This window comes from Noviherbaspirillum sp., assembly GCF_035944575.1.
In the GTDB taxonomy this organism is placed as follows: domain Bacteria; phylum Pseudomonadota; class Gammaproteobacteria; order Burkholderiales; family Burkholderiaceae_D; genus Noviherbaspirillum.
On record NZ_DASZBA010000251.1, the window covers coordinates 1 to 11,921 of the forward strand.

General features: G+C 60.4%; 10 protein-coding genes. 3 read left to right on the forward strand and 7 right to left on the reverse strand.

Features of this window, described 5'->3' with window-relative positions; genetic code table 11:
• Window positions 1-202: 202 nt before the first annotated feature.
• The 5 genes from VGU61_RS20600 to VGU61_RS20620 form a co-directional block, all read right to left on the reverse strand.
• On the reverse strand, window positions 203-1,396 hold the full coding sequence (locus VGU61_RS20600; RefSeq protein WP_326861168.1) for a PLP-dependent aminotransferase family protein: 1,194 nt from the start codon (window positions 1,394-1,396) through the stop codon (window positions 203-205).
• Window positions 1,397-1,454: 58 nt separating this feature from the next.
• Complete coding sequence (locus tag VGU61_RS20605; protein WP_326861169.1) at window positions 1,455-1,913, reverse strand: RidA family protein; 459 nt, start codon at window positions 1,911-1,913, stop codon at window positions 1,455-1,457.
• A gap of 121 nt (window positions 1,914-2,034) precedes the next feature.
• Window positions 2,035-2,922: a DMT family transporter gene (locus tag VGU61_RS20610; protein ID WP_326861170.1), complete on the reverse strand. Its 888-nt coding sequence runs from the start codon at window positions 2,920-2,922 to the stop codon at window positions 2,035-2,037.
• 11 nt (window positions 2,923-2,933) lie between these two features.
• A complete protein-coding gene (locus VGU61_RS20615) occupies window positions 2,934-3,524 on the reverse strand; it encodes a LysE family translocator (RefSeq protein ID WP_326861172.1) in 591 nt (196 codons plus the stop codon).
• 11 nt (window positions 3,525-3,535) lie between these two features.
• Entirely contained in the window at window positions 3,536-4,534 is a 999-nt protein-coding gene (locus VGU61_RS20620) for a threonine dehydratase (protein WP_326861173.1), read from the reverse strand.
• 146 nt (window positions 4,535-4,680) lie between these two features.
• On the opposite strand from VGU61_RS20620, the gene VGU61_RS20625 reads away from it, so the two are divergent.
• The 3 genes from VGU61_RS20625 to VGU61_RS20635 all read left to right on the forward strand — a co-directional run bounded on the left by VGU61_RS20625 (window position 4,681) and on the right by VGU61_RS20635 (window position 9,003).
• On the forward strand, window positions 4,681-6,156 hold the full coding sequence (locus VGU61_RS20625; protein ID WP_326861174.1) for a PLP-dependent aminotransferase family protein: 1,476 nt from the start codon (window positions 4,681-4,683) through the stop codon (window positions 6,154-6,156).
• 95 nt (window positions 6,157-6,251) lie between these two features.
• The gene (htpG, locus tag VGU61_RS20630) at window positions 6,252-8,165 is read left to right on the forward strand and encodes a molecular chaperone HtpG (protein ID WP_326861176.1); all 1,914 of its coding nucleotides are present in this window, start codon (window positions 6,252-6,254) and stop codon (window positions 8,163-8,165) included.
• Between the two features lie 157 nt (window positions 8,166-8,322).
• Window positions 8,323-9,003, forward strand: a complete 681-nt coding sequence (locus VGU61_RS20635) for an ion channel (protein WP_326861178.1) — start codon at window positions 8,323-8,325, stop codon at window positions 9,001-9,003.
• A gap of 74 nt (window positions 9,004-9,077) precedes the next feature.
• On the opposite strand, the gene VGU61_RS20640 is transcribed toward VGU61_RS20635, so the two are convergent.
• A complete protein-coding gene (locus VGU61_RS20640) occupies window positions 9,078-9,236 on the reverse strand; it encodes a hypothetical protein (protein WP_326861180.1) in 159 nt (52 codons plus the stop codon).
• Window positions 9,237-9,396: 160 nt separating this feature from the next.
• Complete coding sequence (locus tag VGU61_RS20645) at window positions 9,397-11,421, reverse strand: DUF4214 domain-containing protein (RefSeq protein ID WP_326861181.1); 2,025 nt, start codon at window positions 11,419-11,421, stop codon at window positions 9,397-9,399.
• Window positions 11,422-11,921: the final 500 nt, after the last annotated feature.

Below are 11,921 nucleotides of genomic sequence, written 5' to 3' on the forward strand. Positions count from 1 at the left end.
AAACCATCTTCTACGTGCTTCTTTCGTCTTGCGGATGGAAGGGTGGATGGAGCGGCCTGCGCAGGAGGTGAGGTTGATTCATTGCCGTCGCCAGCCCGATCTCACTACTCCACCGTACCCCTCCCCCTGCACGAGGGAGGGAACCTTACAAAAGGTGCGGATAAGAAGTAAATTCTTTATACCGCAGCGCAATAAAGCGACCTCACATCTTCGCCGCGATCAGCTTGCCCAACCGCTCCACCCCGTCCCGGATCCGTTCCGGCGGCACCGTCACGAAGCTCAGACGCAGGGTATTGGTTTCCGGCACATTTGCATAGAACGATGTACCCGGCACGAATGCCACATGCTGCGCGATCGCTTCCTCCAGCAATTTCATGCTGTCGATATGCTTCGGCAGGGTAACCCAGATGAACATGCCGCCTTCAGGCCGCGTCCAGGTCGCCGATTTCGGAAAGAATTCGTCCATCGCCGACAGCATGACCTGGCAACGATCGGCGTACAGCGCGCGGATAGTGGGAATATGCTGGGTGAGGAAGCCATCCTTGACGACTTCATGCACCACCATCTGCGTCAATTGCGAAGTGTGCAGATCGGCAGCCTGCTTGGCCTGCTCCAGTTTGCGCACCAGCGTTACCGGGGCCACCACATAGCCGAGTCGGATGCCGGGCGTAAGCACTTTCGAGAAGGAGCCCATATGGATGACACCATGCGGATTCATGCCGAGCATCTTCGGCAGCGGTTCGCCGCGATAGCTGAGCGCGCCGTAGGGGTCGTCTTCAATCAGCGGCAATCCAAGCCGGGCACAGGTTTCCACCAGCGCGAGCCGACGCTCCACAGACAAGGTACGGCCGGTCGGATTCTGGAAATTGGGCAGCGCATACAACAGGCGTGCGCCCTGCGCGATCGGCGCCACCGCTTCCGGCAGCAGGCCGCCGTTGTCGGTCGGCACGGAGACGAATTCCGGCTCGTAAACCGAGAACGCCTGCAGCGCGCCGAGATAGCTCGGCGTTTCGACCAGCACCTTGCTGCCCTGATCGATCAGCACCTTGGCGAGCAGGTCGAGCGCCTGCTGGGAGCCGGAGGTCATCAGCACCTGTTCCGGCAGGATGCGCGCGCCGTCGGTCGACAAATGATCGGCGACCCATTCGCGCAGCGGCGCATAACCGTCGCTCGGTCCGTACTGAAGCGCCACGCTGCCCTGCCGCGACAGCACCGCATCGAATGCCTCGCGCATGCGTTCGACCGGGAAGGTTGCCGGTGATGGCAACCCGCCGGCAAACGAGGTGATCTCGGGCCGCATCGTGACTTTCAGGATTTCCCGGATGACCGAGCTTTGCAGTTGCTGCGCACGACGGGAAAACTGCCACTGCATTGGCGCCGGATGTTCGATTTTCATTGCTTGTCTCCCTTGGTTTGGGCTTCGGGTTGCGGAGAATGCGGCATTGTTGCGACGGTCAGGCGATTTCCGCGATGAGTTCGATTTCGACGCAGGCGCCCATCGGATTCTGGGCGACGCCAAAGGCTGAGCGGGCGTGCTTGCCCTGTTCGCCGAACACCTCGAACAACAGCTCGGACGCACCGTTGGTCACCAGGTGCTGTTCGGTGAAGTCGCCGGTGGAATTCACCAGGCTCATGACCTTGACGATGCGCCTGACGCGATTGAGATCGCCGCCGCAAGCGTCTTGCAGAGTTGCCATCAGGTCGATTGCGACGGCACGCGCGGCCTGCTTGCCCTCTTCCGTCGACATGTTTTTGCCAAGCTGGCCAACCCAGGGTTTGCCGTCCTTCTTGGCGATATGGCCGGACAGGAAGACCGTATTGCCGGTTTGTACGTGCATTACATATGCAGCGACGGGTTTCGCCACTGGGGGCAATTCGATATTCAGTGCTTTGAGTTTTTCATAAAAAGACATCGGCAACTCCGAAAAATTGTCACTGCGGCAAGGGTGAGAGAAAGATTTTGCGCCGCGGATTCGAGCCGCACATTCTACTCTGCTCGGGCACCGGCAGCGAGCCAAAACCGCCCTGCCGCACTCAGGATCGGCCTGGCGCCTGACGCTGGATCCCTGCCCGCCGACCGACCGCCACCACGGCGATCACCGCCAGGGCGAACAGGAAGTTCGCCGCATCCAGCGCTTCGCCGAGAATCAGGGCCGCACCTGCCAGGGTGAGGAAAGGCTGCAGCAGCTGCACCTGGCCCACCCGCGCAATGCCGCCGAGTGCCAGTCCCTTGTACCAGAAGAAAAACCCGATGAACATCGAGAACAGCGATACATACGCAAACCCGATCCACGCCTGCGGCGACGCGCTGACGCCATAGGTCCAGCCGAGCCAGACCGTCACCGGCAGCAGGACGGGCATGGACAACACCAGCGCCCAGGAAATCACCTGCTGGCCGCCCATGGATTGGGACAGGCGTCCGCCTTCGGCATAGCCCATGGCCGCCGCGATCACGGCCGCAAACAGCGCCAGGTCGGCGACATGCAGGCCGCCCCCGCCCTGCCACAGGGCAAAACCGATCACAATGCCGCTGCCTGTCAACGCGGCAATCCAGAAGCCGGTCGACGGCCGCTCGCCGAAGCGCAGCGCGCCGAACAGTGCCGTCGCCAGCGGCAGGATGCCGATCACGATCGCGCCATGCGACGCCGGCACATAACGCATGGCCACCGACGAGAACAACGGGAAGCCGACCACCACACCAAGCGAGGTAATCGCCAACGCCTTCCATTGCGCCCTGGTCGGACGCGGCGCATCCACCCACCACAACAGCAGCGCCGATCCGACGGCAGCCACGACCGCCCGGCCGAGCGCGACCAGCACCGGATTCAGTTCCGCCACCGCGATGCGGGTGAACGGTAGCGTCAGGCTGAAAATCGCCACGCCCACCAGGCCCAGCCACATGCCTTTCGTTTCCTGGTTCATCGCCGTTGTCCTCATAGCCAGATCGCCATCGCCGAGTAGATCGTCAGCAGAATCATGACGGCGCAGAAAACCCGCTGCCACAGTGGCCGCTTCAGGTACCGTCGCAGGGCGGCACCGGTGCCGGCCCAGATGGCGATACAGGGCAGGTTCACGATGCAGAACACCGCGGAGAACAGCATGACGGCGAACCAGGCGGGTTGCATCGCCGGCATGAAGGCGGACGCACCGGTCACCCCCATCACCCAGCCTTTCGGATTGGCGAACTGGAACAGCGCCGCGCTGGCGAAGGACATCGGCTTCACGTCGGCATGGTCGTTGCGGTTGAATGCCATGCTGCGCAGTTGCCATGCGAGGTAGAGCAGATAGGCGGAACCGGCTGCTTTCAGAAAACCGTGCAGCCACGGTGCCGCCAGCAGAAGGCTGCCGATCCCGGCCGCGCACATTGCCAGCATGGAGCCGAAACCGACAGTGATGCCGAGCATGTGGGGAATGGATCGCTTGAAGCCGAACATGATGCCGGACGAGGTCAGCATGATGTTGTTCGGTCCCGGCGTGATCGAGGAAACGAAAGCAAAAAGTGCCAGCGGCAACAGGGATTCCATGATGTATTCCTTCAGTCGGATTGACCGCTGCGGTGGTTCGTCGGCGGTGAGATGAGGATGCGGGCGAATTGGTCATGATCGACATTGCCGCCGCACAGCGGCAGTCCGACCTTTTTACCCTGCAGGCGCTCCTTCATCTGCAAGGCGGCCGCCAGCGGAGCGGCGCCCGCCCCTTCGGCGAGGTTGTGTGTGGCGACGTAATAGAGACGCATGGCGGCTGCCACTTCATCATCGGTGACAGCGACGATGTCGTCCGCATGGCGCAGGATGAGCTCCAGCGATTCATCGTCCGGTACGCGGCATGCCATGCCGTCGGCAATGACGGTCGACACCGGCGATTCCAGCTTGCGTTTCTGTTCGAAGGAAAGTTTGTAGGCCAGCGCATGGGCAGACACCACGCCGATGATGCGGGTGCGCAGGTTGAGCGCGTCGCGGGCGGCGATCGCTGCGCAGATACCGGACCCCTGCCCCACCGGTACCAGTACGACATCGAGATCGGGCCGGGCCGTCATAAGCTCCATCCAGTAGCTGGCGACACCACGCACGAGGTCGCGATGGTAGGACGGGATCATATGCAGCCTGCGTTCTTCGGCGAGGCGCACCGCATGCTCGCGGCTTTCCTGGAATTCCTGCCCGTGTTCGATCAGCTCGATACCCAGCCCGCGCATCGCCGCATTCTTTTCCTTGCTGTTCCCGTGCGGGACAACGATGGTCGCCTGCAGGCCGTGGCGGCGCACGGCGAAACCGACCGATTGCCCGTGATTGCCGCGCGTGGCCGAAATCACGCCCGCCACCTGCGGCAGCCGTTGCCGGAGTTCGTGCATGTACACCAGCCCGCCACGGACCTTGAAAGCGCCGGTCGGGGTGTGATTTTCATGCTTGATCCACGCTTCGGTGCCGAGCGCTTGATTCAGCAGCGGCCAGCTGTATTGCGGCGTGGCCGGCATCGCTTCGTAGACAATCGCGGCGGCGGATTGCAATTCTTCCAGGGCAGGCAGGGCGGTCGGCATATCAGGACACCTTGAGGCAGATGGCGATGCGGGGACAACAATTCATGGCGGTTTCTCCATTGTTCTTCGATGAGGTATCCTAGCCGACATCACCAGTACAGTACCTGTACGCTTTTCCATTTAATCTCATCTACTGCCACGGCAAAATGACCAATACAGTCCGCTTGCGAAAAATCCCTACCCTTGATGCTGCTCCCCAGGTCCTGTCGCGCAATGCCGGCGAATCCCTGGTGGACCAGATCGTGCGTACCGTGCAATCGCGCATCGACGACAAGCTGTTGCGTACCGGCGCCCGTATGCCGTCGATACGCCAGTTCGCCGATACGCACCGGGTGTCGCGCTTCACCGTCGTGGAAGCCTATGACCGGCTGGTGGCGCAGGGCTTCCTCGAATCCCGGCGCGGTTCTGGCTTTTATGTGCGGGAGCGCTCCCCGATGATTGCCGCCGGCGGCGCCGTCCCGCGCGCCAGCGATGCCCCGCCGTCGCAGCTCGACGTGGTGTGGCTGGTGCGGAATATGTTCCGCCAGCATCCGGCGGAAAGCATGCCGGGTTCCGGTCTTTTGCCGAGCGATTGGCTGGATGGCGAGTTGGTCGCCAATGCGTTGCGGGCGGTCAGCCGGCAGAACCAGAATCTTCTTTTGCAATACGGCAACCCGCAGGGTTTCCTGCCGCTGCGCCAGCAGTTGCAACTTAAACTGGCCGAGCTGGAAATCGCTGCCGCGCCGGAGCAATTCGTCACCACCGCCGGCGTCACGCAGGCCCTGGACCTGATCGCCCGGCATTTCCTGCAGCCAGGCGACACCATCTTCGTCGACGATCCGGCATGGTTTCTAATGTTCGGGTCCTTCGCGATGCTCGGCGCGAAGGTGGTCGGCATTCCGCGCCTGCCGGATGGCCCCGATGTGGCGAAGCTTGCCGAACTCGCCGCACTGCACAAGCCGAAGCTGTATGTGATCAACTCGGTGCTGCACAACCCGACCTCCACCTCTCTGTCGGCGGCAAAGGCATTCCAGGTGTTGAAAATCGCCGAACAGCATGACTTCACCATTGTCGAGGACGACATTTATTGCGACATGCATCCCGGCAGCGCCGTCCAGCCGGCGACACGCATTGCGTCGCTCGACCAGCTGCAAAGGGTGATTTATCTCGGCGGCTTCTCCAAGACGCTGGCCGCCAACCTCCGGGTAGGGTTCATCGCTACCTCGCCGGACATGGCGATCCGGCTGTCGGACCGGAAAATGCTGTCGGCGCTGACCACCACGGAAATCGGCGAACGGGTGGTGTACAAGATCCTGTCCGAAGGCCATTACCGCAAGCACGTCGACCGCCTGCGCGGCAAGCTGGATGCCGTGCGTGAAAAGACCGTCAAACAGCTGGAGCGCGCCGGTCTGACGGTGGATATCGCCGCGCCTGTCGGCATGTTCGTCTGGGCGGATGCCGGCTGCGACACCAATCTGCTGACCGAAAAAGGCATGGAACAAGGCTATCTGCTGGCGCCCGGTAGCCTGTTCTCGCCGGCTCAGCTCCCCTCAACCCGGATGCGGATCAACGTGGCGTGCATGTCGGATCCGGGCGTATTGCAGTCCCTGGAGAGGGAAATTCGACTCCAACAGGAGGGTTGAAATTCCTGGATGCATCCCCATCTGCCGGGAAATTGCCATTCCGGCCATACCGGACTGGCGGTTCGCCCACTCATAACATGATTTGCGAGGTCAATATGGTTGTATCCGAAAAGCAAACGCTCGGTTTTCAGGCGGAAGTCAAACAGCTGCTGCAGTTGATGATTCATTCCTTGTATTCGAACAAGGAAATTTTCCTGAGGGAGCTGGTTTCCAACGCATCCGACGCGGCCGACAAGCTGCGTTTCGAAGCCATCAACAACAATGCGCTGTTTGAAAACGATCCCGACTTGAAGATCCGGATCACTTTCGACAAGGCAGCCCGGACGATCACCATCGCCGACAACGGCATCGGCATGAGCCGCGATGAAGCGATCGAGCATCTCGGCACCATCGCCAAATCCGGCACCAAGGAATTCTTCTCCAAGCTGTCGGGCGACCAGCAAAAGGATGCGGCGCTGATCGGCCAGTTCGGCGTCGGTTTCTACTCCGCCTTCATCGTCGCCGACAAGATCACCGTGGAAACCCGCCGTGCCGGCCTGCCGGCGGATGCCGGCGTGCGCTGGGAATCGGCCGGCGAAGGCGAATTCAGCGTCGAGCCGATCGACAAACCGTCCCGCGGCACCGACATCACGCTGCACCTACGCGACGGTGAAGACGAATTCCTGTCCTCCTGGAAGCTGAAATCCATCATCCGCAAGTATTCCGACCATATCTCCCTGCCGATCGTGATGCAGAAAGAGGAATGGGATGACGAGAAAAAAGAAAACGTCCTGCGCGACGAGTTCGAAACCGTCAACCAGGCCAGCGCGCTCTGGGCGCGCAGCAAATCCGACATCACGCCGGAGCAGTACACCGAGTTCTACAAGCATGTCGCGCATGACTTCGACGCACCGCTCGCCTACACCCATAACCGGGTGGAAGGCCGCAGCGAATATACGCAACTGCTCTACATTCCTTCCCATGCTCCCTTCGACCTGTGGGACCGCAACAAGCGCGGCGGCATCAAGCTGTATGTGAAGCGGGTCTTCATCATGGATGATGCCGAGCAGCTGATGCCGGTGTACCTGCGTTTCGTGAAGGGCGTGATCGATTCCGCCGACCTGCCGTTGAACGTGTCGCGCGAAATCCTGCAGGAGTCGCGTGATGTGCGCGTCATCCGCGAAGGATCGACCAAGCGCGTGCTCGGCCTGCTGGAAGAGCTGGCCGACAGCGATGACCAGGCGCAGAAAGACAAGTACGCCACCTTCTGGAAGGAATTCGGCCAGGTGCTGAAGGAAGGCATCGGCGAAGACCAGACCAACAAGGAACGCATCGCCAAGCTGCTGCGCTTCGCATCGACGCACAACGACAACGATGCGCAGAGCGTGTCGTTCGCCGATTACATCGGCCGCATGAAGGAAGGCCAGGACAAGATTTACTACGTCACCGCCGAGTCCTACGCCGCCGCGAAGAACAGCCCGCACCTGGAAATCTTCCGCAAGAAAGGCGTGGAAGTGTTGCTGCTGACCGACCGCGTCGACGAATGGATGCTGTCCTTCCTGCATAACGTGGAAGACAAGGAACTCGTATCGGTGGCCAAGGGCGACCTCGATCTCGGCAAGCTGGAAGACGAAGCCGAGAAGAAGCAGCATGAGGAAACCGAAAACCAGTACAAGGACCTGGTCGAGAAGATGAAGACCGCGCTGGCCGACAAGGCCAAGGATGTACGCGTCACCTTCCGCCTGACCGATTCACCGGCCTGCCTGGTCGCGGACGAGCATGAACTGTCCGGCAACCTGCTCCGCATGCTCAAGGCGGCAGGCCAGAACGCGCCGGAATCCAAACCGATATTGGAAATCAACCCGAACCATGCGCTGGTGCAAAGGCTGAAGTATGAAGACGCCAAGTTCAACGACTGGTCCCATATCCTGTTCGACCAGGCGACGCTGGCCGAGGGCGGCAACCTGACCGACCCGGCTGCGTTCGTGAAACGGCTGAACGAGATGCTGTTGGGGATGGCGGGCAAGTAGAACTCCTGCAAGCCCTCTGTGGAAATGAATACCGCCGCGCGCCTTGATAGGCAGCGGCGGTTTTTTATGCGGCGCGGATCAGCGCCCGCGCATCGCGGACAACATAATCCGGCGACGCCATCTCGATAGAAAACATCGACCGACCCTAAGATTGGCCATGAGACAATTTCTGCGGATTCTCGTAACGATACGACGCACCCCTTCCGGCGTACTTCTCGCCGTGCAACTCGCCGGCGTGCTGCTTTATCCATTTATCGAGGAGACCGGCTACAGCGCGATCGGCCTCAACCTGTTCGGACTGGTGATGTTGCTGATCACCCTGAACATGGTGCGCAAGACACCGGCCAACGCCTGGGTCAGCGTCATCATCGGCGCATTGGTCGTCGTACTGGTAGTGTTGCAGGTCGAGTTTGGCATGGAGCATTTGCTGCCGTGGTCATCCGCCCTGGAAGCCGCCTACTATTTCTACGCTGCCTACAGCCTGATCTGCTACATGATGGCCGACACCCGCACGACGGTCGACGAGATGTATGCCGCAGTCGGCACTTTTACGCTTCTCGTCTGGGCCTTCACTTATCTGTTCGTGATGACACAGGCTCTGCAACCGGACGCCTTCGGCGCGCCGGGCGAGCCGGTGAAGAGCTGGTTCGATCTGAACCATCTGAGCTTCGCCCTGCTTACCGGCACAGGCATGGGGCAGGTAGTGCCGGTGTCGTCGCATGCGCGGGCGCTGGCGAGTATCGAAATGCTTGTCGGACTGGCTTATCTTGCCGGCATCGTATCGCGCTTGATTGCTTTCACCGTGCGCGACAGCGACACGCGTGATAAACGCAGGTAAATGCGGCCTGGAATCCCTGGCATGTGATCGTGGGCAAGCACAAATACGATTGGGCGTACGGGCCATCAATCCGCTCAGTCCACCGAATCAATGAGCACACGCCGGAGCAGTGCGTGGAATTGCTCAGCCTCTTCCCAATACGGAAAACGCGCCGACTTCTCAAACCAGATCCATTCCTTTTTCGGCGCTTCAAGGTGGGAAAAATACTGCATCGTGACCGTGGGCGGTGCCATCAAGTCGTGCCTTCCCATGGCAAATCGGCCACCGAGATAACCAACGCGCACAACGAGGCTTTTGCCAGCCGCTAAGGCGGCAGAAGCCCCGCAGTGCCCCTCGCCGGCAGGGCACATCGGATTTATCAGCCGATCTACCGGCCCATCTGTCGCCGCCGGGTTATTCCTTCCTTGCGATGAAGCCGCCGACCACTGTCGCGCCGGTATCCGCGTCGAACAACTGTAACGCCCCTGCGGCTTCCGCCGGGCCTGCACTTGCGCCGGATGCGACAGCCGGGCCGAAATACCTGGCGCTCAGACCGCCATTGAGAAGCCCGGTGGTAACAGTACCGGTCATATAGTTGGCCATGCTGGTCCCGGCGGCTCCCATGGCAATCGTGGTGTTGAACGAAATAGGCAACGCCGCACCGGTGTCGTCATTCCGCACGCCGTGCACCTCCACTGTGACCTGCCGGGTGGCGAAGTTGGGGGTCAATACGGCATTGCCCTGGAAGGGCGCCGGATCATCCGTCGCATTCGGTGCGTACCAGCCATGCACGAAGCCGCTGTACCTTGCGGCGCCTGTTGCCGGCACTGCCGCCGGGTCGGATACCGCCCCGAATGCAATCGCGCCGCGACGGTTCTTGTTATGCTCCTCCACACCGCTGCCACCGGTCCATTCGGCGATCTGCACCGTATCCTGGCTGAACCAGGTTGCCATGTTGGCATATTGCAGCCCGCGATTCGAAAGTACCCGGTAACCTTTCGATCCAGGGAACGGTACCCCGGGGCCCGTGCCGCCTGGAACATTGTCGCCTGCATGCATGTCGCCATCGCCGTGCAGCCGGGATCCGTAGTTATTGTCCGGGACTGTGCCGCCAGCGCTCGTTCCCGTCGGACGCCAGTCGCCGGCGATGAACTGCAGGCCGGCGGTTTCGGCTGCCGGACAGCCCGCAGTTGCGCAGCGCAATGGCTCACTGCGCGGAAAATAGCGATTATTTGCATAGTTGGCTTGCGTGCCGGCCGCGCCACGGACAGAACCATCGAAGAACGACAAGTCCGAGCTCGGCGGCAATGCCACTGCTGCGAGCGCACCGTCCGCACCCAGAACCGTGCGCCCGCGTGTCGGATTGAAGGTCTCGATCGTCAGCGGACGTTCGGTCCTGCCATCCCAGAATAATCCGAAATTGCGCAGGATCAGTGCTGCGCTGCTCAGTCTGCCGCCGGCATCCTTTGCAACGCGGATTTCCGCTACGCCCCCGGACGCCGGTGCCAGACCGGTTGCCCTGGTTCTGTCGGCGATCGGCGTCGCAAGATCGCTGGTTGATCTGCCATATACCTGCACGCCGGAACGCATGAGGCCGACACCGTAGTCGATGCGGTGAATGCTGTCGCCGCTGCATTGATATGCGGCTCCGTCGACACACGCCATGGTCATCGGCTCGGACACGGGTGCCGGCGCCGGCACTGCCGGGGTGGACGTTTGGGAAGCAAGCGTATTGACAGCCTTGAGTACGGTGGGCCGGAAGGCGTTGACATCTGTGGTGCTCGTTACGCTTGTCAGGATGTTGCGTGCAATGGCGACTGCCGCATCGCCGTTGTATACCGCCGGATTGGAAATTTCATGCGTAAAACTGGACGCAACTCTTGTTTTGTTCGTTATCAACGCCGCCTCGACCGCTGGCTGCTGCGCGGTGTTTGTCAAGGCACTCACCAGGATCGCGTACGACGCCCGGGCGGGATTGAGGGCGCCGCTATCGATAGCGGTTACCCATGTGCGCAAACCTTCAGGATCAGGAGCGCGATTCAATACATTCCTGTAAATCGCTGTAACAAGCGCAGTCGTATCACCGCTACCGTATAACCTCCTCGACTCTTCGCTTGTGCTGAATCCGTCGATCAAGGCTCGGACGGCGGCATTACCAACGTATGCGGCCTCCATGTTTTGAATCTCTGTCGGGCCTCCGGCGCTGGCGAGAAGGGCCTTGGCATTTGCAAGGCCGCCCGGGTCGGCAGGCCGGCCAAAGTAGGCAATATAGAGTTGCTGAACGACGTTTTCGTACTGATCGTTGACTCCGTTGAGATGAGATAACGTCTTGTTGCCTGTGGATGGGGTGAATGCACCTGTAGGCGATGAACTGCTTCCGCCGCAGCTCGCGAGAAAAAACACGGTGAGCAGTGATGCGCTGTGAAAGTTTGGTTTCATTGGGGCTTTCCTGTTTAGTGTGCGCCGGGAACATGAGTACACGTGTTCCGGAAAGGAAATAGGAATATGTGAAGGCTTGTCGAAAATCGATTGTGTACTTGAGACGAAGTGGAAACAACGGTACTTCGACGGGGCCTTTGATTAGAAACAAACATGTTTCCGCAGGCATTGTTCATGAATGTTGGCATGGAAAGAGTGCTTCACGCGCACGCGCGCTGAAGCAGGCATCCGGTCTTGCATACACACATGCTTGGGTTAATACAAGACTTTGCTGTCGGTCATGCTTCTGTGTTATTCGGGATATGAGATACGGAGTTCATCTGCAGGTGTACCAGGAAGCTGGTTAGCGTTTGCAATGCATTTTTCGCCTCCGCTGGGTAACGGAAATGATGTCTTTTATTGTGTAAGGATGCAGTTGATGGGAGCCGGTCCTTTGGCGTAAGCAGGCACATGTACGGTCGATAATGTGAGCGGCACACCGTCTGCAGGCAGACTCTGGA